The organism is Saccharomonospora sp. NPDC046836, assembly GCF_040645195.1.
Lineage (GTDB): Bacteria > Actinomycetota > Actinomycetes > Mycobacteriales > Pseudonocardiaceae > Prauserella_A.
Map to the genome: position 1 here is coordinate 1 of NZ_JBEYXW010000033.1, position 22,310 is coordinate 22,310.

Annotated in this window: 20 protein-coding genes; 5 read left to right on the plus strand and 15 right to left on the minus strand. The window is 69.3% G+C overall.

The window, feature by feature from the left end; all coding sequences use genetic code 11:
* Positions 1–104: 104 nt before the first annotated feature.
* A complete protein-coding gene (locus ABZ863_RS27860; protein WP_358541450.1) occupies positions 105–1,022 on the plus strand; it encodes a dihydrodipicolinate synthase family protein in 918 nt (305 codons plus the stop codon).
* A gap of 47 nt (positions 1,023–1,069) precedes the next feature.
* Here ABZ863_RS27860 and ndk read toward each other — a convergent pair whose 3' ends face one another.
* From ndk to ABZ863_RS27875, 3 genes are all read right to left on the minus strand, one after another.
* Entirely contained in the window at positions 1,070–1,480 is a 411-nt protein-coding gene (gene ndk / locus ABZ863_RS27865; RefSeq protein ID WP_358541453.1) for a nucleoside-diphosphate kinase, read from the minus strand.
* A 53-nt stretch (positions 1,481–1,533) separates the two neighbouring features.
* Positions 1,534–3,081 carry an alkaline phosphatase D family protein gene (locus ABZ863_RS27870; RefSeq protein WP_358541456.1) on the minus strand — a complete coding sequence of 516 codons (1,548 nt, stop codon included), beginning with the start codon at positions 3,079–3,081 and terminating at the stop codon, positions 1,534–1,536.
* A gap of 91 nt (positions 3,082–3,172) precedes the next feature.
* Positions 3,173–3,631, minus strand: coding sequence for a nitroreductase family deazaflavin-dependent oxidoreductase (locus ABZ863_RS27875; RefSeq protein ID WP_358541459.1), 459 nt, complete (start codon positions 3,629–3,631; stop codon positions 3,173–3,175).
* A gap of 92 nt (positions 3,632–3,723) precedes the next feature.
* On the opposite strand from ABZ863_RS27875, the gene ABZ863_RS27880 reads away from it, so the two are divergent.
* Complete coding sequence (locus ABZ863_RS27880) at positions 3,724–4,344, plus strand: helix-turn-helix domain-containing protein (protein WP_358541461.1); 621 nt, start codon at positions 3,724–3,726, stop codon at positions 4,342–4,344.
* Between the two features lies 1 nt (position 4,345).
* On the opposite strand, the gene ABZ863_RS27885 is transcribed toward ABZ863_RS27880, so the two are convergent.
* Positions 4,346–4,765 carry a DUF4233 domain-containing protein gene (locus ABZ863_RS27885; RefSeq protein ID WP_358541463.1) on the minus strand — a complete coding sequence of 140 codons (420 nt, stop codon included), beginning with the start codon at positions 4,763–4,765 and terminating at the stop codon, positions 4,346–4,348.
* Positions 4,762–6,237, minus strand: coding sequence for a folylpolyglutamate synthase/dihydrofolate synthase family protein (locus ABZ863_RS27890; protein WP_358541605.1), 1,476 nt, complete (start codon positions 6,235–6,237; stop codon positions 4,762–4,764). The genes ABZ863_RS27885 and ABZ863_RS27890 overlap by 4 nt, the downstream gene beginning before the upstream one ends.
* A 188-nt stretch (positions 6,238–6,425) precedes the next feature.
* Here ABZ863_RS27890 and ABZ863_RS27895 point away from each other — a divergent pair, with 188 nt between their 5' ends.
* Entirely contained in the window at positions 6,426–6,563 is a 138-nt protein-coding gene (locus tag ABZ863_RS27895; protein WP_358541466.1) for a hypothetical protein, read from the plus strand.
* 4 nt (positions 6,564–6,567) lie between these two features.
* On the opposite strand, the gene ABZ863_RS27900 is transcribed toward ABZ863_RS27895, so the two are convergent.
* Positions 6,568–6,762, minus strand: coding sequence for a (4Fe-4S)-binding protein (locus tag ABZ863_RS27900; RefSeq protein WP_358541469.1), 195 nt, complete (start codon positions 6,760–6,762; stop codon positions 6,568–6,570).
* 6 nt (positions 6,763–6,768) lie between these two features.
* A complete protein-coding gene (locus tag ABZ863_RS27905) occupies positions 6,769–7,944 on the minus strand; it encodes a cytochrome P450 (protein ID WP_358541472.1) in 1,176 nt (391 codons plus the stop codon).
* Positions 7,945–8,045: 101 nt separating this feature from the next.
* Between ABZ863_RS27905 and ABZ863_RS27910 the strand changes: the two genes are divergently transcribed.
* On the plus strand, positions 8,046–8,660 hold the full coding sequence (locus ABZ863_RS27910; protein WP_358541474.1) for a helix-turn-helix domain-containing protein: 615 nt from the start codon (positions 8,046–8,048) through the stop codon (positions 8,658–8,660).
* Between the two features lie 5 nt (positions 8,661–8,665).
* Here the strand turns inward: ABZ863_RS27910 and ABZ863_RS27915 are convergent, their stop codons facing one another.
* From ABZ863_RS27915 to ABZ863_RS27945, 7 genes are read right to left on the minus strand one after another with little or no spacing between them, the layout of a single operon-like run.
* Complete coding sequence (locus ABZ863_RS27915; RefSeq protein ID WP_358541477.1) at positions 8,666–9,322, minus strand: hypothetical protein; 657 nt, start codon at positions 9,320–9,322, stop codon at positions 8,666–8,668.
* A gap of 8 nt (positions 9,323–9,330) precedes the next feature.
* Complete coding sequence (locus ABZ863_RS27920; protein WP_358541480.1) at positions 9,331–12,942, minus strand: ThuA domain-containing protein; 3,612 nt, start codon at positions 12,940–12,942, stop codon at positions 9,331–9,333.
* Positions 12,943–12,996: 54 nt separating this feature from the next.
* Positions 12,997–13,860, minus strand: a complete 864-nt coding sequence (locus ABZ863_RS27925) for a sugar phosphate isomerase/epimerase family protein (protein ID WP_358541607.1) — start codon at positions 13,858–13,860, stop codon at positions 12,997–12,999.
* Between the two features lie 2 nt (positions 13,861–13,862).
* Positions 13,863–15,035 carry a substrate-binding domain-containing protein gene (locus ABZ863_RS27930; protein ID WP_358541483.1) on the minus strand — a complete coding sequence of 391 codons (1,173 nt, stop codon included), beginning with the start codon at positions 15,033–15,035 and terminating at the stop codon, positions 13,863–13,865.
* Complete coding sequence (locus tag ABZ863_RS27935) at positions 15,032–16,021, minus strand: ABC transporter permease (protein ID WP_358541486.1); 990 nt, start codon at positions 16,019–16,021, stop codon at positions 15,032–15,034. Before ABZ863_RS27935 ends, ABZ863_RS27930 begins: the two co-directional genes overlap by 4 nt.
* Positions 16,018–16,995 (minus strand): ABC transporter permease, encoded by a 978-nt coding sequence (locus ABZ863_RS27940; RefSeq protein ID WP_358541610.1) that lies wholly within the window; start codon positions 16,993–16,995, stop codon positions 16,018–16,020. The genes ABZ863_RS27935 and ABZ863_RS27940 overlap by 4 nt, the downstream gene beginning before the upstream one ends.
* A gap of 17 nt (positions 16,996–17,012) precedes the next feature.
* The gene (locus ABZ863_RS27945) at positions 17,013–18,518 is read right to left on the minus strand and encodes a sugar ABC transporter ATP-binding protein (RefSeq protein WP_358541489.1); all 1,506 of its coding nucleotides are present in this window, start codon (positions 18,516–18,518) and stop codon (positions 17,013–17,015) included.
* Positions 18,519–18,705: 187 nt separating this feature from the next.
* Here ABZ863_RS27945 and ABZ863_RS27950 point away from each other — a divergent pair, with 187 nt between their 5' ends.
* Positions 18,706–19,617, plus strand: coding sequence for an SGNH/GDSL hydrolase family protein (locus ABZ863_RS27950; protein WP_358541492.1), 912 nt, complete (start codon positions 18,706–18,708; stop codon positions 19,615–19,617).
* Here the strand turns inward: ABZ863_RS27950 and ABZ863_RS27955 are convergent.
* Positions 19,586–22,228: a valine--tRNA ligase gene (locus tag ABZ863_RS27955; RefSeq protein ID WP_358541495.1), complete on the minus strand. Its 2,643-nt coding sequence runs from the start codon at positions 22,226–22,228 to the stop codon at positions 19,586–19,588. The two genes, ABZ863_RS27950 and ABZ863_RS27955, sit on opposite strands and share 32 nt — an antisense overlap.
* Between the last annotated feature and the right edge of the window lie 82 nt (positions 22,229–22,310).

A 22,310-nucleotide genomic window follows, 5' to 3' on the forward strand; every position in this document is an offset into this window, starting at 1 on the left:
GAAAACCCAGGCGTCACCCAGCAGCAGACCAGACCCAGGAACACAAACCCGCAGCCACCAACACCACAAATCCATATCCCTACTACTGATTAGGAAAACCACCAGTGGTCTCTGATTCCGGCCTCTCTCCACACGGTGTCGTCCCGCCCTTGGTCACACCGCTCGACGAGCACGGCGAGGTGGACCGCCGTTCGCTGGAACGCCTCGTGTCCTACCAACTCGACGCGGGCGTGGACGGCGTGTTCGTCGGCGGTTCGAGTGGCGAGATCGCGCTGCTCGACACCGCGCAACGTCGCATGGCGGTCGAGGTCACCACCAGCACGGTCGCCGGCGCGGTGCCGGTGCTCGTCGGGGCGGTGGACACGGGTACGCGGCGGGTGATCGAGCACGCTCGGCAGGCGGCCAGGCTCGGCGCCGACGCGGTCGTGGTCACGGCGCCGTTCTACATCCAGCCTCATCCGGCCGAGATCGTGGCGCATTTCCGCTACGTCCGCGAAGCGGTGGACGTACCGGTGGTGGCCTACGACATTCCCAGCGCGGTCGGCGCCCGGCTGACGCCGGAGATCGTCACCGAACTCGCGGATGCGAAGACCGTGGTGGCGCTGAAGGACTCCAGCGGCGACCTGGCGAGCTTCCGGGAGATCCTGCGCCGCACGGACCTGCCGACGCTCAGCGGCTCCGAACTGTTCGCCGACATCGCGATCGAACTCGGCGCGGCGGGGCTGGTGCCGGGACTCGGCAACGTGGACCCGCACGGCTACGTGCGGCTGCACCGGGCGGTGCGGGACGGCGACATCGCCGCAGCGCGGGCAGAGCAGGACCGGCTCGCCCGGTTGTTCCGGATCGTCTCGGTGGCCGACCGGGGGCGGATCGGGTTCACGGCCGGCGCGCTCGGAGCGTTCAAGGCGGCGCTGGCACTGCGAGGCGTCATCGACTGCCCTGCGACGAACCTGCCGCTGTCACCACTCTCCCCTGCCGAAACCGACGCCATCGCGGCGGTCCTGAACGACCAGGGTCTCTAGAAAACGGGTCCCCAAGGCCACCCAGGTGGCCTTGGGGACCCATCAGCTCACAGGTCGGCGAACCAGAGCTTCAGCTCGCGCTCGGCGGACTCGGGCGAGTCGGAGCCGTGCACGAGGTTGAACTGGGTCTCCAGTGCGAAGTCGCCGCGGATCGTGCCCGGGGTCGCCTTCTCCACCGGGTCGGTGCCACCGGCGAGCTGGCGGAACGCGGTGATCGCCCGCGGACCCTCAACGGCGATGGCCACGACCGGACCGGACGTGATGAACTCCAGCAGCTCACCGAAGAACGCCTTGGCCTTGTGCTCTGCGTAGTGCTCCTCGGCCAACGAACGCTCGACAGTGCGCAGGTCCATCGCGGCCAGCGTGAGCCCCTTGCGCTCGATACGCGCGATGACCTCGCCGACGAGGCCGCGCTTGACGCCATCGGGCTTGACCAGAACCAGCGTGCGCTCACTCACGGGGTGTTACTCCTTTATTAACTCCAGTCGGTGCAGGCAGCCTAGCGGCCCGCTCAACGTCCCTCGGGCCGCAGGGTGGTGGACCACAGCGAAGCGCCGGTCCCGTCCCGCAGGTCGACCCGCAGATCACCGCTCGCACCGTCCACATTGATCTCCCCGAAGTGCTGGTAGCCCTCCAGCGGCGAGGTGTTGGCGCGCGGCGGGGCGTGCACGAACTCCGCCCGCGGGCCGAAGGTCGGGTCCAGCGTGTTGGGCCCGAACGCGCCGGCATGCAGCGGACCGGATACGAACTCCCAGAACGGGTCGAAGTCGGTGAACGCCGCACGGTCCGGCGAGTAGTGGTGCGCCGCGGTGTAGTGGACGTCCGCGGTGAGCCACACGACGTTGCGCACACGCCGCCGCGAGATCTCCCGCAGCACCCAGGCGAGCTCGGTCTCCCGGCCGCCGGGCGCACCGGGCAGCCCGTTGGCGACGCCCTCGATGTCCTGCCCGTCGGGCACGATCAGGCCGATCGGCAGGTCGGCCTGGATGATCTTCCACGTCGCCTTGCTGCGGGCGAGTTCCCGCAGCAGCCAGTTCGCCTGCCGCGGGCCGAGGATCGAACCGGGTTCGGTCTTGTCGTTGTCGTTGCGGTCCTTGTAGCTGCGCATGTCGAGGACGAACACCTCGACCCGGCTGCCGTAGCGGAAGCTGCGGTACACGCGCCCGTCGACGGCGGCCTTGGAATCGATCGGCTGCCACTCGTGGAACGCCTGGAAAGCGCGCCGTGCCAGCACGTCCACGCGCTTCTCCGTGTACTGCGGCAGGTCCAGGATCTCGCCGGGGTACCAGTTGTTGACCACCTCGTGGTCGTCCCACTGCACGTAGCTCGGCACCGCGGCGTTGAACGCGCGCACGTTGTCGTCCAGCAGGTTGTAGGCGAACTGCCCGCGGTACTCCTCCAGCGTCTCGGCGACCTTCGCCTTCTCCGGGGTGACCAGGTTGCGCCAGGTTCGGCCGTCAGGGAGCGTGACCGTCTCCGTCAGCGGCCCATCGGCGTACACGGTGTCGCCGTTGTGCAGGAACAGATCGGGCTCGCGCGCAGCCATCGCGGCGTACGCCGTCATCCCGCCGATGTCGGGGTTGATGCCCCAGCCCTGCCCGGCGACGTCACCGGACCAGACGAGCCGCACACCGCCCCGCCCGGCAGGCGCGGTGCGGAACCGGCCGGTCAGCGGTGTGCTCACCGCGCGGCCGTCGAGGTCCTCGGCGGTCACGCGGTAGTGCACCTCGGTGCCGGCGGGCAGGCCCGGGATCCGCAGCTTGCCGGTCCCGCCGGTGTCCGGGGAGAGCACCGGCCCGCGCAGCACCCGGCCGTGCCGGAACCTGCTGTCCGTCGAGATCTCGACGAGCATCCGGGACGGCCGGTCCGCCCGGGTCCACACGATTGCCGAGTTCTGGGTGACATCGCCGGACTGCACGCCGTGCGTCAGCACGGGCCGGTCGGTGCGGACGAACGCCGCGGCGGGTGCGGCGGCCAGTACACCGGAGGCGAGCACGCCGGTGCCGGCGAGCCCGGCCTTGAGGACGGAACGACGGTGGAAGGGGGTCTGTTCGGTCATGCCGAACTTCTATCCCCCGCCGGGGGCGCGGCGGCCAACGCCGGCTTGCCCGCCGGTGAACGTCGCGAAGCGGTGTCTCCCCAGAGTTCCGCTAGACCGTTTCGATGCGGAACATCGCGATCCGGTCCGCCGCGTCAGCGACGGCATCGGGCGTTGCTCCCTCGGCCAGCTCGGTGGTGACGAACCGCTTGCCCACGCTCGGCGGAGCGGTGGCCACCAGCTCACGCAGCAACGGGCGACGTTGCTCCACCGACAGCTCGACCAGCCGCGCCGTGGTGGCACGCCGCCCACGCGTCAGCGTGACCGTGTCCGCGGCCCGCGCGTTGGCCACCCATGCCGCCTTCGGATACGCCTGGACGAGGTAACGCCCCCCGGTCAACGGCATCACCGCGATCGGGAACGTGCGCGGCTGCCCGCTGCGCCGCCCCGCGACGGTCAGCAGCTGCATCGGCCCGAACACGATCCCGATCCGCTGCAGCCCGATGACCACCTTGTTGACCCAGTTGACGGTCCGGCGGTACCGGTCGGTCTTGTTCCTGCTCTGCACCACGGCGAACACCTCCTCGGTAGTGAACACTTGCCAGTGTGGGTGAGTACTTACTACCCTGTCAAGGGTAGGGCGGATATCGATCAAAGGAACCGATGGCTACTGCGAAGAGGACCGACCGATCCACGGGCCCGTCGACCCGGACGCGGATCATCGATGCGGCAGCCGAGGTGATGGCGAGCAAAGGTCTTGCCAACACCACGACCAAGGAGATCGCCAGGGTCGCCGGCTATTCGGAAGCCACGCTGTACAAGCACTTCCGGGACAAGGCGGAACTCTGCCTCATGGTTCTCCGCGAACGGCTCGCCGCCGATTTCATCGACACCCTCAGCGGCTTCCACACGCGGGCCGGGCAGGCCACGGTGCGGGAGAACCTGCTCGACGTGGCGCTGCGGGCCCTGTCCTTCTACCGGCAGAGCGCGCCGATGATGGGCGCCGTCTTCGCCGAACCCGCGCTACTGGCGCATCACCAGGAAGTCCTGCGCAGCACGGAAAAGGGACCGCACCTCGCCATTGTCGCGCTCACCGGGTACCTGCGCGCCGAGCAGGGCCTCGGCCGCGTTGCCCCCGATGTGCGGGCCGAGGCACTGGCGGCACTGCTGCTCGGCGCCTGTTTCCAGCGCGCCTTCTTCACCCGGTTCGTCGGCGAGCACATCGCCGGCCAGCCCGATGACGACTTCGCCGCCACCCTCGTCGACGCCCTGCCCCTCGGCTGAGCTAGCGCTGGCTGTGCTGGTCGCTTTGCTGGTTTTGCTGGCTGGGTAGGCGGCCCTGTGCCATGCGGGTGGCGACGTCGCGGCGCAGCCACATCAGCCACAGCCACACGCCGAGGAACACCACCCCGATGATCGCCACGGCAGGCAGCGCCACGACGAACGCGAGCAGACCGCCGTGCAGCGCGAGGATCACCCAGATCGCCCATGGCTTGCGCAGCAATCCGCTCAGCAGCACCAACAGCACCGCGATCGCGATGACGGTCCAGCCCTGAGCGCTGGTGATGCCGCTGCCCAGCGTCGCCACGACCGGCAGCGCGAGGCCGACGACGATCGCCTCGATGATCAGCGTTCCGGCCTGCACGCCGCGAAAACCCTTCATCGGGTCCTTGGCCGGTGCGGGCGGTGTCTGGTCCTCGGTCATAGTGGCTCCCTGCCGAACAGTGCGCGGGCCTCCCCCACGGTGACCACCGAACCGGTGACCAGAACCCCGCCGCCGGACAGCGGTTCCTCGGGATCATCGGTCTGCTCCACGAGCGCGACCGCGGTCTCGATGGCCGTGTCGAGCAACGGCTCGACCGTCACCCGCTCCTCGCCGAAGACCAGGACGGCCAGCGCCGCGAGCTCGTCGACCGGCATCGCGCGTTCCGAGTTGTTGCGGGTCACGACGATGTCGGACACCACCGGCTCGAGTGCTTCCAGAATCCCGCGTGCGTCCTTGTCGCGCAGCACCCCGACCACGGCGGCGAGCCTGCGGAAGGCGAACTCCTCCTCGATCGTGCGGGCCAGCGCGGCGGCGCCGTGCGGGTTGTGTGCGGCGTCGAGCAGCACGGCGGGTGCATACCGGACGCGTTCGAGCCTGCCTGGCGTCTGCACCTCGGCGAAGGCTTCCCGGACGGTCTCGGGCACGAGCTGCCGGTCCTTACCCGCACCGAAGAACGCCTCCACGCTCGCGAGCGCGAGTGCGGCATTGGCGGCCTGGTGCGCGCCGTGCAGCGGCAGGAAGATCTCCTCGTACACGCCACCGAGCCCCTGCAGGCGCAGCAGCTGCCCACCGACGGCGATGTCCCTGGACAGCACACCGAACTCGCTGCCCGCCCGCGCGACGGTGGCATCCACCTCGACGGCACGTTCCAGCAGCACCCGCTCGGCGTCGGGTTCCTGCTCGGCGAGCACGGCAATGCTGCCTGGCTTGATGATTCCGGCCTTCTCCCGCGCGATCGACGCCAGGTCGCCGCCGAGGTAGTCGACGTGGTCGAGGCCGATCGGCGTGACTACCGCGACCTGCCCGTCGGCGACGTTGGTCGCGTCCCACGCGCCGCCCATCCCGGCCTCCACCACCGCGACCTCGACGGGCGCTTCGGCGAAGGCGGCGTAGGCCATCGCGGTGAGCACCTCGAACTTGCTCAGCAACGGATCGCCAGGGCCCGCGCCCCTGTCGACCATGGCGACGAACGGTGCGATGTCCCGGTAGGTGGCGACGTACTTCTCCGCCGAGATGGGTGCGCCGTCGATGCTGATCCGCTCGGTGACCAGCTGCAGATGCGGGCTGGTGTAACGGCCCGCCCGCAGGCCCATCCGGGTCAGCAGCGCCTCGATCATGCGCGTGGTCGAACTCTTGCCGTTGGTGCCGGCGACGTGCAGGACCGGATAGCTGCGCTGCGGGTCGCCGAGCAGGTTGACCAGTGCCGTGATCCGGGTCAGCGACGGCGCGATCTTGGTTTCCGGCCAGCGCTGGTTGAGCTCGGCCTCCACGATCTGCAGCTCACGGCGAGCCTGCCGCTCGATCGCGACCTCGTCGATCGGCTCGGGCTCCGGTTCGTCCGGTAGCGGACCGGCGATGAAGTTGTCCCCGGTCGAGAGCTCCGGCGGAAACTCCTGGTCGTCGGACGACACGCACTCTCCCAACTGGTCTGCTGACGTCGTCGAGTCTACGTCCGTGCCCCTGGCGTTCTGCCGATGCCCTTCAACCACAACGACCACCACCACCCGCTCCTGCTGCGGCAGGTCCCTGCCGGTGCGCGTGCCGCTCTCGTGCGTCAGCGCGGTACCGGTCAACCTGGTGGCCCCGGCTGGTGGTCCCGGTGGGCGAGCGCCTCAACGGCGGCGTGGACGACCAGCCCCGGGCGCCGATCAGGGACGAGAACATATCGATGGCCGGCGCCGACGCGGCACGGCTGCTTCCGCGCAGCACGGTCCGCAGGCTGCTGTTCTGGCGCTAACTGCTCACGTTTCGCGCAGGCTGAGCGCACCCGACGGGCACAGCTGCACGGCTTCGCGCGCGGCGTCGCGGGAACCGGGTTCCGGTTCGGCGATGCGCAGCACCACGATGCCGTCGTCGTCCTGGTCGAACACCTCCGGCGCGGTGAGCACACACATGCCAGAGCCAATGCACACGTCGCGGTCGGCTTCGATCCTCATCTGTCCCTACCACTCCACGGGAAGGCTGTGCACCCCGTAAATCGCCATGTCGTCGCGGACGGGTACCTCCTCGGACCGTACCGCCAGCCGCAGAGCAGGGAAGCGGGTGAACAGCGCCCGGTACCCGACGCGCATCTCGATGCGGGCCAGCTGCTGGCCGAGGCACTGGTGCACACCGTGCCCGAACGCCAGGTGGCCGTGGGCGTCGGCACCGACATGGAGGTCGTGCGGATCGGGGAACCGCTCGGGGTCCCGGTTCGCCGCAGGCAGCGAGATCACCACCGACTCCCCTGCCTTGATGACCTCACCGCCCAGCTCGACATCGGTGAGCGCGGTCCGGGTCGGCCCGAGCTGGATGATCGAAAGGTAGCGCAGTAACTCCTCGACCACCGCTTCCGCGGACACCGTGCCGTTGCGCAACGCCTCGGCCTGGTCGGGGTGCTCCAGCAACGCGAAGGTACCGAGGCCCAGCATGTTGGCCGTCGTCTCGTGCCCCGCCACGAGCAGCAGGAACCCGACGCCGATGATCTCCTCCAGGGTCAGCTCACCACCGGTGACCAGACCGCTGAGCAGGTCGTCAGCCGGATCGGTCTGCTTGCGCTGCACCAGCTCGGCCATGTAGACGGTGAGCGAGGTCATCGCGGCGACGGCCTCCTCGTCGGTGTTGGTCAGCCGCAACATCGTGGCGCTGTCCCGTTGGAACCGCTCTCGGTCGGCGTAGGGAACACCGAGCAGCTCGCAGATCACCAGCGACGGGATGGGCCGCGCGAACGTCGGCACCAGGTCAGCCGGTGGACCCGCCGCCTCCAGCGCGTCGAGGTGGTCAGCCACGATCTCCTCGATGCGGGGCTCGAGCTGTTTCATACGGCGCACTGTGAACTGACCGGTCAGCAGACGGCGGTACCTGGTGTGCTGCGGCGGGTCCATCCCGAGGAACATTCCGGGCTGGGGCCGCTCCCTGACACGGGTAATCCCCGGTCGCCGCACGACCTGGTGGCGCAGTTCCAGACGGTTGCTGAACCGCTGGTCTGCGAGCACGGACTTGGCCAGGTCGTAACTGGTGACGATCCAGCCGAGGTGACCGTCTTGGAAGGCGAGCCTGCGCACGGGGCGCGGATCGGCGAACAGCCCGTCAGGCGGATCGAACGGCGTGCTGCGAGTGGTGGGCAGGAAGTCCGGCATGGTCGCCTCCTTCGGCTGCACTAACTGACAATTTCCATCGAACACCTTCCCGCGGCAACTTACAACTGTTGTAAAAATAATCCTCGGCATACAGTGATTCGGTGACGCAGCCTGGTTTGCGGGAACGGAAGAAGCAGCAGACGCGTGATGCGCTGGAGTCGGCCGCGCTGCGCCTGTTTCAGGCGAAGGGTTACGGCAACACGACGGTCGCCGAGATCGCCGCGGCTGCGGGAGTGTCCACGAAGACACTGTTCAACTACTTCTCCGGCAAGGAAGACGTGCTCTTCGGCCGCAGGCGCCAGCGCATCGACGACATGGAGCGGCTGCTGGCCGAGGAACTGCGGGAGACCCCGCCCGCGCAGGCGCTGCCGCGGGTGGCCGAGCGCCTGCTCGACTGGACGGCCGCCAGGGACGCTGCCGCACAGGCGGACGACGTCGCCGAAATCCGGCTCATCATGACCGTTCCCGAACTACGGGCGCGCCTGCTCTCGCTGGCGTGGGAGCTGCAGCGACGGCTCTCGGCGGTGCTGTGTGCGGCCTACCCTCGGCACATCGACCCCGTCACCGCGGCAGGCGCGGTGGGTGCGCTGGTCGGCGCGATGCACGCCGCGGCGCGGGAGTCCCTGGACAGCGGGGGAACCGCCGCCGAGCTCCGCGCCGCGGCGCGCCGGGGTCTCGCCGTGGCGGCCCGTGGCCTCGACCGCCTCGGCGAGTGACCGTGTCAGGAGCCGTGCGGGTCGGCACCGTCGAGGAACACGTGGACATGGCCCACCCCGGTGGCCACACCGGCGACGTCGAGCTGGGTGGCCGCCGTCGACCACGCGTGCACTGCGTCGTCGTGTAGCTCGCCGGCAAGTACCCGCAGCCGTGCGGCCAGCTCGCCCTCGGCAACCAGCGCGGCGGCGTAGGTTTCCACCGCCCGGTCGAGGGTGGTGATCGCCCCGGCGAGGCCGGAACGCGCCAGGTTCACCTCGGTGCCGCCGGACGGCCGCTCCGCGAACGGCGCGGCGGCCGTGTCGAGCGCCTGCCGCCACTGCGTGACCTGCTCCGCCGTCGCGCTGCCGGAACCAGCGGCCTGTTCGAGCCCGTCGAGTACCGTCGTCACCTCGGCTCTTGCCTGCTCGGCCGCGGTGACCAGGGCCCTGGTGAGCTCGGCGTCCCGCTGCCTCTCCTGTTCCTGTAGTTCGGCGGCCCGGTCCTGCATCGGGTCGCCACCGAAAGCCGAGGGCAACAGCACTACCGCGAGCGCGGCGAGTACCCCGGCCACCGCGCCTGCCGCGAACACGGCGACGGCGCGGGGCCGGAGCCGCGACGGGCGAACCCGTCGCGACTCCGGCTGGTGCGCGGAACGGCCCGGCATCCGCCCGCGCGTCTTCACTGATCCCACTAGCCGCGCCACTGCTCGATCAGCGCATTGGCGTCGCGGACCAGTACTGCTCGCACCTGCTCATCGCCGACCCGCCTGTCTGCGATGCCCGCGAACACCCGCATCATCTCGCTCGCGGCCTTGGACTGCCCGTAGCGCTGCAGCGCCTCGGCAGTGGTGACCGCGGTCCGCAACGCGATGGACGTGTTCCGGTCGATCCGGCCCTCGTCGCTGAACCGCTTGACAAGCGCACGCACGTCCTTCGCCGAGGTCGTCACAGTGAACGTGACCGTCCGTTCGGCGACGTTGCCCGCCCGGTCGGTCGCGGTCACCACGAGCTCATGGGTACCGAGGTCCAGCGTGTACAGCGGCACGACCGCGCCGCTCTCCAGTGCCTGTCCGTCCACTGTGGCCTCGGTGCTCGCCACACCGGAGCCCTCATCGGTGGCCTCCCAGCCGATGGTGAGATCCGCCGAGTCGCCGTAGCTGGCGCCATCGTCCACACCGGACACCTCGATCACCGGCGGCTGCTCGTCCGCGGGCTGCGCGACGCCGTCGCCCACCACCCGGATCGAGTCGAGGTCGAACGGGCTCGACATCGCGCCGCGGAACACGAGGAACAGCTCGTTGGACCCACCCGGATCGGTGACGGGTACCTCGGGTAGCGAGACGTAGTTGTCCCAGCCACCCGTGCTCGGCACCGGAACGTTGGCCACCAGCGGGCCGTCGACCGAACCGGACCGCAGCTCCACGGCACCGCCCCGGCCATCGGGTGCGGACACCCGCAGCGAGACCGCGTCGACGCCGGTGAAGTTCACCGGGTTGAACGCGATCCAGTCGCCGTCGTCGATGTCGCCGATACGCCTGCCGCCCTCGGCCCCTGCCTGCGAGACGATCCGGATACCCTGCGAGTTGGTGAAGTGCTCAGCCTGCTTGTGCTTGGGCTGCAACATCACCGCGTCCCGGCCGGTGAGCGCGGGAACGCCGTCGGCACCGTTGTCGGTGTAGCTGGCGTCCACCGAATAGTAGACGTTCGCGCCCGCGTGCCCGTCGTCGATGATGGTCTCGATCGTGCCCTCACAGGCGTTGATCGGGTCCAACGGGTGGCCGTGGCTGTCGTGTCCCAACGCCGGCTGGACCACGGCCCTTGAGCAGTCGATCTCGGGGTCCTCGACGTCGGTCACATTGACCCGGAACGGCACCTGGTCGCCGAAGTCGAAGAACCCGCCGTGGGCAGGCAGCTCGACGTCCACGACCGGCGCGGTGTTGCCCGCGGTCACGGTCAGGTTCGTCACACCCGCCTTGCCGGTCTCGTCGGTCACCGTGAGCTGAACGTTGAACTGCCCCTTCGTGGTGTAGGTGTGCACCGGGTTCGCCTCGGTCGAGGTGTTGCCGTCGCCGAAGTCCCATGCATAGGTGACCGCGGTGCCCTCCGGATCGTGCGAGCCCTCACTGGAGAAACGGACCTCCAGCGGCAGCTGCCCGGCCTGCGGCGTCGCGGTCGCCTCGACGATCGGCCTGCGGTTGCCCTGCGTGTACTCGATCCGGTAGAGCCCCGAGTCGGGGTTGTCCCTACCGAAGCCGCCACCCCACTCCAGCAGGTACATCGCGCCGTCCGCACCGAAGCGCATGTCCATCGGGGCAAGCGTCGGCTGGCTGCTCAGCCACTGGTCGATGTCCAGCAACGAGCCCTGCTCGTCGAGCGAGAAGGTGTAGATCTTGTTGCGGGACCACTCGTAGAAGAACGGCTTGCCGTCGTAGTACTCGGGGAACTTGACCTCCGACTCCAGGTTCGGGTCGTAGCGGTACACCGGCCCACCCATCGGTGCGGCGCCGCCGGTGCCCAGGTCGGGGAACTCCGCCGAAGCACCGTAGCCGTACCACACGTCGGCTTCCTGGGACGGCGGAAGCTCGGTGAGCCCGGTGTTGTTCGGCGAGTCGTTCACCGGGTTGGCACAGTCGAACTTCTCGCCCGACACACCGGTGGCGAAGTCGTAGTCGTTGTACGGAATGTTGTTGCCGACGCAGTACGGCCAGCCGTAGTTACCCGGCTCCCGCACGATGTTCCACTCCACCTTGCCGTCCGGCCCACGGTTCGGGTTGGCCGAGCCGGCATCCGGCCCGTAGTCGGCCATGTAGATCGTGCCGTCGGTGTCGACGGTGAACCGGAACGCGTTGCGGAAGCCCATCGCGTAGATCTCCGGGAGCGTCTGCGCGGTACCCGGCGCGAACATGTTGCCCTCGGGGATCGTGTAGCCGCCCTCGGGCTCCGGGTGGATCCGCAGGATCTTGCCGCGCAGGTCGTTGGTGTTGGCCGACGTCTTCTGCGCGTCGAACAGGTCCCGCCCGGGTCGCTCGTCGATCGGGCTGTACCCACTGGACTGGAACGGGTTGGTGTCGTCGCCGACGCCGATGTAGAGGTTCCTGCCCGGCCCGAAGGTCAGGTAGCCACCGGTGTGCCCCGGTTCCTCCCGCCTCGAAGCCGGGATGTCGAGGATCTGGACCTCGGAGTCCATGGCGATCGTGAGGCCCTGCACCGTGAACCGGGAGACCCGGTTGATCTCCTCGGTCCCAGGCGGCGAGTAGTAGAGGTAGATCCACCCGTTGTCGGCGAAGGCCGGGTCGAGCGCCAGCCCGACGAGACCGTCCTCACCACCGGAGTACACGGGCAGGTCCAGCGCCGTGGACACGGCCTCGGTCTCGGGGTCGTAGACGCGGACCTGGCCGAGGATCTCGGTGTAGAAGACCCGCCCGTCCGGAGCGACGTCCAGCGCCACCGGTGCGCTCGTGTTGGTGTCCAGGGGAACCTTCTCGAACGCACTGTCCACTGTGGCCGAACAGTCCGCCTCGGCGACACCCGCGGCGGTACGCACACCGCCGAGCAGGTGCTGGATGAACTCCGGCTCGCTGTAGGCCGCCGTGGGATGTCCCATGGCGGTCGCCCACACACGCGCGGTGCCCACGTCACGGCACCAGGAGATCGGGTGGTCGGCCCCCATGGCGTCCCCGCCGGGGTTGTAGGTCCGCTCATCGACGTTCACCAGCACGTGCGCCTTCCCACGCATGCTGACGTCGAAGTTGTACCACTCCTCCGCGCGCTGCCAGCGCTCCGGCAGCCCGGCCGTCGACGGGTGTTGTTCGTCGACGACGTAAGCGGTGCCCGGCAGCACGCCCGGCGAGTGCGACGGCATGTGCGATCCGGCGTTGACGAGGTCGTCCCACCAGGGGAACTCGTTCTCGATGCCCATGTCGGTCGCGTTGTGGATCGCGGCGATGCCGCCACCACCCTGCACATAGGACTGGATAGCCTGGCGTTGTTCGTCGTTCTCCCAGACCATGCCCGACGTCTGGAACATGATCACGACGTCGTAGCCGGCGAGGTCGGCGTCGTTGAAGACGCTGGAGTCCTCGGTGTGGTCGACGGTGAAGTTGTTGTCGGCGGCGAGTTGTTCGAACCTCGCCACGCCTGCGGGGATGGAGTCGTGCCGGTACCCGGCGGTCTTGGTGAACAACAGTGCGTTGAACTCGGGCTCCTGCGCCTGCGCGACCGCCATCGGGGCGAGCCCGACAGCGACCAGCGCGCCGAGCATCGCGGCGCCGACCCGTGGTAAGAACCTCGTGCTTCTGCTCATGGGTTCCTCACGTGTAAATGGGGAGTGGACACGGCGTGCCGGCGCCGCAGAGCGTCAGTGCGTGTGTCGTTGCCCCGTCATCACCTCCTTCAAGAACCCGAGACCGTCGAAGGCCAGCGCGTCCTGGCTCTCGGCCAGCGGGCGCCAGATCGAGGCGGCCGTGGCAATGCTCTGGTTGTGTGCGGTGAAGGATTCGATACACAGTGGACCGTCGTATCCGGCGTCGTCGAGCGCGCCGAGCAGGCCCGGCCAGTCGAGGTGGTCACGCCCGGGCGTGCCGCGGTCGTTGCCGCACACCTGGACGTGGGCAATGTGTCCTGCCGCGCCACGGATGGCGGCGGCGATGTCGACCTCCTCGATGTTCTGGTGGTAGACGTCAAGGGCGACACCGCAGGAGGGCAGCCCCTCGATCGCCTCCAGTGTCTGCGCCACGGTGTTGAGCAGGCTGGTTTCGTAGCGGTTCAACGGCTCCACACCCAGTACAACGCCCGCCTGCCGCGCATGGTCGAGCACGGGCGCGAGGTTGTCCCGCAGCTCCCGCACGCACGCGGCACGCTCGTCGGTTGTCGTCCGCCAGGTACGGCCCACCGAGGCGTAGGCGGGCCCGCACAGGGTCGGCGAGCCGACCGTGGCGGCGATGTCAATACAGCTGCGCAGGTAGTCCCGCGTCGCGGTGACGGTCGCCGGGTCGGCCTGCACCAGCTCGCGGCCCGGTGGCATCACCAGTGCCACCGAGGCCGCGAGGCCGAGGTCGGACAACAACTCCGCCGCGGCGTCCGGTGCCCAGTCGCCGAGGTTCTCGACCGGCAGCTCCAGCACATCGAACCCGCCAGCCGCTACCTTCGGCGCGATCGTGGCCAGGCCACGATCGTCCAGCGGCGAGGTCCACACCCACGTGTTGACACCGAGGGCGTGCATGCTCACTGCCAGCGCTGCGGGAAGCCGGGCATCTCCTGGCAACCGCACAGACCGTAGTGCAGGGGCGGCATACCGGCGGTGAGGTAGTTGTCGAGGGTGCCCGAGTCGATCACCGGTTGCGGCAGGATCCACTCCTTGGGCACCTGCTCGCCGTTCAGGATCTTCAGCGCGGCGATGACCGGCGTGCGCCACTGGTAGGTCGGGTAGGTCGGCGCGAGCGCGGTGAGGTTCTCGTCCTTCCACTTCTGCAGGAACTGCTGCTGGTCCTCACCGGAGATCGCGGGCGGCTCCACCCCGGCATCCTCGAACGCCTCCAGCACAGCGACCGCCGCGGTGCCGTCGTCCATCCAGATGCCGTCGATCTGCCCCTCGCGCTGCAGGTAGTCCGACACGATGTTCTTGGCCGTGGCGCTGTCGTTCTCGGTGAACTCCGCGCCGACGACCTGGACACCGTTCTCCTGCAGGATCCGATCGGCCGCGGCCCAGCGATGCTCCAGCACGTCGACACCCGGCAGCACGCGCAGCGCGAGCACCTTGCCGCCCTCGCCCACCTGCTCCGACAGGAACTCCGCTGCCGTCGCGCCGAACGCGTAGCCGCCAATGGGGTGGATGAAGGTCACCGGGCACTCGGTGTTGACCCCGCGGTCGAACACGATCACCGGAATGCCGCTGCCGCAGGCGTTCTCCACCGCCGGGGTCAGGGTGGCCGTCGTGTTCGGAGAGACGATCAGCGCGTCACAGCCCTGGGACACGAGCGAGGAGATGTCGCTGATCTGCTTGTCGTCCTTGGCCTCCGCGTCCAGCACGGTGAACTCGGAGATGTCGTCGTGCAGGTCCACTTCGGCCTGCATGGTCTTCCAGCCCACCTGCCGCCACGGGTTGTCCACCGAGGCGTTGGAGAAGCAGACCTTGTGCGGACCGTCCTTTTGGTACTGGGCGGTGTCCACCATCTCCGGTTCCAGTGACTGCTCCCACGGCCGGTCGGCCGGGCCCTCGGGGGCGGCGTCGCGCAGCGCGAGCTGGCGCTGGTACTCGCCCTGGTCGAAGAACTCCGACGGCGCCGAGCTCTGCGGCGCCGACGACGACTCCGGCCCAGGGTCGGCAGGCAGATCACTCGAGCATGCCGAGAGCACGAGCGCGCCCGTGGCCAGCACGATCGTGCAAGCCCTTTTCATGGGGACCTCCTTGTCCGTAACAGCGAGCGACCGACCGCGGCATAGGCCACGGCGGCGATGATGATCACGCCCTGGACGGCCGATTCGAGGCCGCCGGCGATTCCGAGCAGGTTGAGCAGCGAGAACAACGCCTCCAGAGTCAGCGCACCCGCCATGGCGGCGACGACCGAACCTCGGCCACCGCCGAGCACCACACCGCCGAGTACGACGGCGGTGATGACGCGGAACTCAAGGCCGTCACCGACCTGTGCCGAGACTCCGGCGAACCCGCCGAGCAGGATCGCCGCGATCGCGGCCGAGACGCCGGAGAGTACGAACGCCAGCGTGCGCAGGCGTTCCACCCGGCCACCGGCGAGCCGGACGGCGGTCTCGTTGTCGCCGATGGCCACCAGTTGCCGTCCGGTTCCCCCGCGCATGAACAGCACCGCGGCCACCACGAGCACCGCGAGCAGCACCACCGACCACGGCACCTGGCCGAGCAGCGGCACGGTGAAGCCTTCGCGGCCCACCGTCCGGAACGCATCCGACAGCGCCCCGCGCGGCGAGCCGTCCGTCCACAGGAACACCGCACCGTCGAGCACGAGCAGCATGCCGAGCGTGACGATGAACGACGGCACGAGCAGCCTGGTGGTGATCAGCCCGTTGACGAGGCCGACCAGCGCGCCGGTGACGAGCAGCAGCGCCAGCACCCACACCGTCGCCGATTCCTCCCCGTCGATCAGCCGGGCGGCGATCACCACCTCGGCCGTCACGAGCGAGCCCACCGACAGGTCGAAACCACCGCTGACGATGACAAAGTACTGGCCGATGGCGAGGATCATCAGCGGCGCCGCCCGCTTGAGCAGCGCGAGATAGCCAGCCGGTTCGCTGTAGGCCGGGCCGGCGAAGGCGAGCGCGACGAGCAGCGCCGCCAGCACCACGAGCACCGGACCGGTGCCCTCGGCGAGCTTGATCCGCGGCGGCCGCCGCGTTTCGGTGGTCGTCATCGCAGGCTCCTCTGCCGCCGCGCGTAGAGCGCCACCGCCACGATGAGCACCACACCGCGCACGACGTCCTTGAAGAACGGGGTGACACCGAGGTCGTCGAAGATCGTGTCCAGGGTCGCGAGGATGAGGACGCCGCCGATGGTGCCCGCGACGCCGCCGCGCCCACCGGCGAGCAGCGTCCCACCGAGCACGACCGCGGCGATCGACTCGAGGTCGTAACCGGCGTCAGTGCCGACCCACGGCGCGCCGGAACCCAGCCTGCTGGCCAGGAACAGCCCGGCCAGCCCGGCCGCGACCGAGCACAGCACGTGCACCTTCACGATGGTGCGGTCGGTGCGGATGCCGGAGAACCGCGCGACTTCCTCGTCACCGCCCACCGAATAGATGTGGTAGCCGCCCCTCGTCCGGGTCAGGTACCACCAGACGAGCGCCGCCAGTGCCAGCATCACCAACGTCGACACCGGGATCGGCCCGATCCGGTCGTAGCCGAGACGCTGGAACGCGCGCGGCACGTCGCCCGCGGGCCCCGTGTAGGAGCTCTCCAGGTACCCCCTGATGACGAGCGCGGTTCCCAGCGTGGCGATGAACGCGTTGACCTTGAGCTTGGTGATCACCAGGCCGTTGATCAGCCCGACACCGGCGGCGCAGGCCAGTGTCAGCAAGACGGCGGGCACGATCATCCCCGGATCGCCGCCCATGGTCTCGGCGCCGATCAGCGAGCACAGGCCGATCAGGTAGGCGACCGAGAGGTCCAGCTTCCCGGTCAGGATCACCAGCGTCTGTCCAATGGCGACCAACCCGAGCGCGGTGCTGCGGGTGAGGATGTTGAGGATGCCGCCCTGGTCGAGCAGCACTCCCCCGTTCACACCCACCAGCACACTGCCACCGATGAGCAGCAGTACCAGCGCGAGGTAGACGACCACCGTCGGCTGCCGCAGGGCCGACCGCCGTGGCGCGCGCACAGGGCGCACCACGGTTCCTGCCGCGGACACTACGCAGCCTCCAGTCCGTGCCCGGTTGCCAGCGTCATCACGGCCTCCTCGGTCGGGCCGGCAGGCAGCTCGCCCGCGATCCGACCGTCGTGCATCACGAGGACGCGGTCGCTCATCCCGATCAATTCCGGCAGCTCCGAGGAGATCATGAGGATCGCCACGCCGTCGCGTGCGAGCCCGCGCAGCAGGTCGTAGACGGCCTTCTTGGCGCCGACGTCGATTCCGCGCGTCGGTTCGTCCACAATCAACACCCGCGGCTCGACGGCAAGCCACTTCGCGAGCACGACCTTCTGCTGGTTACCGCCGGAGAGGTAGCGCACCTCCTGGTCCGGACCACGGCTCACCAATGTCACCGAACGCAGCAGTGCACCGAGGTCCAGCGGCGCCAGCCGTCGCCCGAACACCGCACGCCGCACCAGCAGTGCGTTGTCCCGCACCGACTGGCGCAGCGCGAGGCCATCGCCCTTGCGGTCCTCGGTCACGTGCGCGATCCCGTGCCGGACCGCCGCCCTCGGCGAGGTGATGGTCAGTGTCCTGCCGTCGAGCTCGAGCGTGCCCGTGGTGAAAGGGTCCACACCGGACAGTGCCCTGGCGACCGCGGAACGGCCCGCGCCCTGCAGCCCGGCGAGCCCGACGATCTCCCCGGCCCGCAGCTCCATGCTGATGCCGCGCAACCGGGCGTTGCCCGCCGCGCGCAGCGTGAGCCTGGCGGGGCCGGACTCCCCTGCGACGGTGCGGTCGGGGAACAGTGCGTCCAGCGGCCTGCCCACCATGTGCCGCACCAGCTGGTCGGGGGTCAGCTCCGCCGTGGGTACGCACGTGACGAGCTCACCGTCCTTGAGGACCGTGATCCGCTGGCTGAGGTCGAACACCTCGCGGAGCCGGTGCGAGACGTAGAGGATCGCGATGCCCCGCTCGCGCAGCCTGCGCACCAGACCGTAGAGCAGCTCGACCTCGTGGTCGGCCAGCGCGGCGGTGGGTTCGTCCATCGCGAGCACGCGGGCATCGGTGGACAGCGCCTTGACGATCTCGACCACCTGCCGCTGCGCGACCGGAAGGAGGCGGATCGGTGTGCGCGGGGAGATGCCGTGCTCGCCGAGCCCCTCCAGTAGGGCCGCGGTGTCGGACTCCATGCGCTTGCGGTCCACCTGCCCGCGGCGCACGGGCTCCCGGCCGAGGTAGACGTTCTCGGCGACCGTGCGCTCGCCGAGCAGGTTGAACTCCTGGTGGACGATCGAGATGCCGGCCGTCTGCGCGTGCCGTGGCGAGGTGAACGCGGTCTCGCTGCCTGCCAGTTCGACGGTGCCGGTGTCCGGCCTGTGTACCCCCGCGAGGATCTTCATCAGGGTCGACTTGCCAGCACCGTTCTCGCCAACGAGGGCGTGGACCTCGCCTGGCCGCAGGTCGAGGTCCACATCACGCAGCACCGTATTGCCGAGAAACTGCTTGCCGATGCCGCGCATGCGCACCACCGGCGCCTCGACGGTGAGGCCAGTCACACTCATGCGCCTCACACTACTGGAACTTATGCGCAAATCAAACAGAAGTGTGGCTGAATACGGCGAACTACCGTTCGCGATAGGCCGAACGGCGCTACGCGGTCGGCGTAGTGACGCCACCCGCTCGCGGCCTTCCAGAAGCTCGACCGAGCGGTTATGAAGGAAGGACAACTGCGGACAACTGGGGGGAACCATGCGAGTTCGACGACGCGTGACGGCGATCTTCGGCGCGGTCCTTCTACTACTACTCAGCTCACTGGCGGCCGCGGGCACGGCGACGGCCGCGCCGAAGTTCACCCGCTATGTCGCGCTCGGTGACTCCTACACCGCCGGTCCACTGATCCCGATGCAGCGGCTCGATCCGCTTGGCTGCTTCCGCTCGACGCGCAACTATCCGGCGCAGCTCGCGCGCCAGCTGGACGTCAAGTCCTACACCGACGTCAGCTGCAGCGGTGCCGACACCTCACACCTGAGCCGGCCGCAGGAGGTCACGCTGGGCGTCAACCCGCCCCAGTTCGACGCGCTGCGACCCAACACCGACCTGGTGACCATCGGCATCGGCGGCAACGACGAAAGCGTGTTCGGCCGCCTCGTCGGCACCTGCCCGCAGCTGCGGGCGTCCGATCCGGCCGGCTCGCCGTGCCAGGAACATTTCACCGTCGACGGCGTGGACACGCTCGACGAGGCGATAGCGCGCACCGGTGAGCGGGTCGCCGCGGTGCTCGACGGTGTGCATGCACGCTCACCGCGCGCCACCGTGCTCGTCATCGGCTACCCGCGCATCGCGCCGCCGAGCGGCACCTGCCCCGGCATCCTGCCGTTCGCCGACGGCGACTACGCCTGGCTGAACAGCATCGAGGAGGCCCTCAACGACGCGCTGGCCAAGGCAGTCGCCGACGACGGTCGCGCGGTCTTCGTCGACCTGTACCCGGCCTCGCTCGGCCACGACGCCTGCGCGGGCACCGACGCCTGGATCCAGGGCAAGGACACCAACCCGTTGGGCGCCGCGTCGTACCACCCCCGCTTCTCGGGCATGGCCGGGGTCGCGACGGAGATCTTCGAGCAGCTGAGGGCTAGCCGGGCAGGGCTGCCAGCCGGGCGGTGATGCGCTCGATGTCGGCGACCGCGGCGTCGCGGCGCACCCGGATCTTGTCGACCACATCGGCGGGCGCGTTGTCCAGGAACCCCTGGTTGCCGAGCTTGCCCTCGGTCTGCTTGAGCTCCTTCTCCGCCGCGGCGAGGTCCTTCTGCAGCCGCTTGCGCTCGGCGGCGACATCGATCGTGCCCGAGGTGTCCACCTCGACGATCGCCGCGCCGCCGGCGAGCGTGACCTCCAGCGAGGCCGTCGCCGCGAAGCCCTCGGCAGGTTCGGCGAGACGCGCCAGCGCGCGCACCGCGTCCTCGTGCCCGGCCACCTCGGCGAAACCCGGCCCGGACAGCCGCGTCGCGACCCGCTGCCCCGGCTTGAGGCCCTGGTCGGAGCGGAACCGGCGGATCTCCGTCACGAGCTTCTGCACGTCACCGATCCGCGCGTCCGCCACCGGGTCGGCCGCAGGCAGCCGCACCGACCCCGCGGGCCACCGCGCGACGACCAGCGACTCACCGCCGGTGAGGGTGGTCCACAGCCGCTCGGTGATGAACGGGATGAACGGGTGCAGCAGGCGGAGCACGGTGTCCAGCGCGTGGCCGAGCACCGCACGGGTACCGTCGGCGTGCTCGCCGGAGAACTGCACCTTCGCCAGCTCCAGGTACCAGTCGCACAGCTCGTCCCAGGTGAAGTGGTAGAGCAGGTTGGTGGCCTTGGCGAACTGGTAGTCCTCGACCAGTGCGTCCACTTCGGACACCACGGCGCCGAGCCTGCCGAGTATCCAGCGGTCGGTCTCGGTGAGCTCCTCGGCGGGCGGCAGCTCACGGGTGATCGTCGCGCCGTTCATGATCGCGAACCGGGTGGCGTTCCACAGCTTCGTGCAGAAGTTGCGGGAACCGGCCGCCCATTCCTCGGCCAGTGCCATGTCCGCGCCCGGGTTCGCACCACGCGCCAGCGTGAACCGGGTGGCATCGGCGCCGAAGCGGTCCATCCAGTCGAGCGGGTCGATCACGTTACCGCGCGACTTCGACATCTTCTTGCCGCTCGCATCGCGGATGAGGCCGTGCAGGTAGATGTGTTGAAAAGGCACCGCACGGCTGTCGGCTTTGTCCTGCATGGCGTACAGCCCGAACATCATCATCCTGGCGACCCAGAAGAAGAGGATGTCGTAGCCGGTGGACAGGACGCTGGTCGGGTAGAACTTCGCCAGATCCGCGGTGTCCGCCGGCCAGCCCATGGTCGAAATCGGCCACAGCCCCGACGAGAACCAGGTGTCCAGCACGTCCGGGTCCTGCCGCCAGCCCTCGCCCGATGGCGGCTGCTCGTCCGGCCCGACGCACACGGTCTCGCCGTCCGGGCCGTACCACACCGGGATGCGGTGCCCCCACCACAGCTGGCGCGAGATCGTCCAGTCGTGCATGTTGTCGACCCAGTCGAAGTAGCGCTTGGCCAGCTCCGGCGGGTGGATCTTGGTGCGCCCGTCGCGCACGGCCTCGCCTGCGGCGCGGGCGAGCGGCTCCACCTTGACCCACCACTGCAGTGACAGCCGCGGCTCGATCACGGTGTCGCAGCGGGAACAGTGGCCGACCGCGTGGACGTAGGGCCGCTTCTCCGCCACGATCCTGCCCTGCGCGCGCAGCGCGGCGATGACGGCGGGCCTTGCCTCGAACCGGTCCATGCCCTGGAACGGGCCCGGCACGGTGATGATCGCGCGCTCGTCCATGATGGACGGCATCGGCAGGCCGTGCCGCCTGCCGATCTCGAAGTCGTTCGGGTCGTGTGCCGGGGTCACCTTCACCGCACCGGTGCCGAACTCGGGATCCACGTGCTTGTCGGCCACGATCGGGATGTGCCTGCCGGTCAGCGGCAGCTCCACCTCGGTACCGATCAGGTGCGCGTAGCGCTCGTCGTCGGGGTGCACCGCGACGGCGGTGTCGCCGAGCATCGTCTCGGCACGGGTCGTGGCGACCACGATCGCGGCATCGCCGTCGCCGTAGCGGATCGACACCAGCTCGCCGTCGTCGTCGGAGTGGTCGACCTCGATGTCCGACAGCGCCGTGTGACAGCGCGGGCACCAGTTGATGATCCGCTCGGCGCGGTAGATGAGCCCGTCGTCGTAGAGCTTCTTGAACATGGTCTGCACGGCGCGGGACAGGCTCTCGTCCATCGTGAAGCGCTCGCGCGACCAGTCGACCCCGTCGCCGAGCCTGCGCATCTGGTCGAGGATCTTGCCGCCGTACTCGGCCTTCCACTCCCACACGCGCTCGACGAACCGCTCGCGGCCGAGGTCGTGCCGGGACAGGCCCTCGCTGCCGAGCTGGCGCTCCACCACGTTCTGGGTGGCGATGCCTGCGTGGTCCATGCCCGGCAGCCACAGCACCTCGTAGCCCTGCATCCGGCGGCGGCGGGTCAGCGCATCCATCAGCGTGTGGTTCAGCGCATGGCCCATGTGCAGCCTGCCGGTGACGTTGGGCGGCGGCAGAACGATCGAGAACGGCGGCTTCTCCGACGTCGCGTCCGCGGTGAAGTAGCCGGCGTCTACCCAGCGCTGGTAAAGGGCGGCCTCTTCGTCGGCCGGGTTCCAGGCATTGGGCAGGTCGGTGGGCTGCTGGGGCGCGTTCTCCGTCACAACTGGTCAGTCTACGAAGCGCTGCTTCGTACTCGTCACCGGCGTTGCCACCAGGCCGCCAGCGGGTTGTGACGAAGCCGAC

What these genes read in the sequence shown, in the direction of transcription:
- ABZ863_RS27870 (WP_358541456.1), bottom strand. Translation starts at nt 3,081, where the DNA reads ATGACCGAACAGACCCCCTTCCACCGTCGTTCCGTCCTCAAGGCCGGG.
- ABZ863_RS27880 (WP_358541461.1), top strand. Translation starts at nt 3,724, where the DNA reads ATGGCTACTGCGAAGAGGACCGACCGATCCACGGGCCCGTCGACCCGG.
- ABZ863_RS27885 (WP_358541463.1), bottom strand. Translation starts at nt 4,765, where the DNA reads ATGACCGAGGACCAGACACCGCCCGCACCGGCCAAGGACCCGATGAAG.
- ABZ863_RS27900 (WP_358541469.1), bottom strand. Translation starts at nt 6,762, where the DNA reads ATGAGGATCGAAGCCGACCGCGACGTGTGCATTGGCTCTGGCATGTGT.
- ABZ863_RS27905 (WP_358541472.1), bottom strand. Translation starts at nt 7,944, where the DNA reads ATGCCGGACTTCCTGCCCACCACTCGCAGCACGCCGTTCGATCCGCCT.
- ABZ863_RS27920 (WP_358541480.1), bottom strand. Translation starts at nt 12,942, where the DNA reads ATGAGCAGAAGCACGAGGTTCTTACCACGGGTCGGCGCCGCGATGCTC.
- ABZ863_RS27925 (WP_358541607.1), bottom strand. Translation starts at nt 13,860, where the DNA reads ATGCACGCCCTCGGTGTCAACACGTGGGTGTGGACCTCGCCGCTGGAC.
- ABZ863_RS27930 (WP_358541483.1), bottom strand. Translation starts at nt 15,035, where the DNA reads ATGAAAAGGGCTTGCACGATCGTGCTGGCCACGGGCGCGCTCGTGCTC.
- ABZ863_RS27935 (WP_358541486.1), bottom strand. Translation starts at nt 16,021, where the DNA reads ATGACGACCACCGAAACGCGGCGGCCGCCGCGGATCAAGCTCGCCGAG.
- ABZ863_RS27945 (WP_358541489.1), bottom strand. Translation starts at nt 18,518, where the DNA reads ATGAGTGTGACTGGCCTCACCGTCGAGGCGCCGGTGGTGCGCATGCGC.
- ABZ863_RS27950 (WP_358541492.1), top strand. Translation starts at nt 18,706, where the DNA reads ATGCGAGTTCGACGACGCGTGACGGCGATCTTCGGCGCGGTCCTTCTA.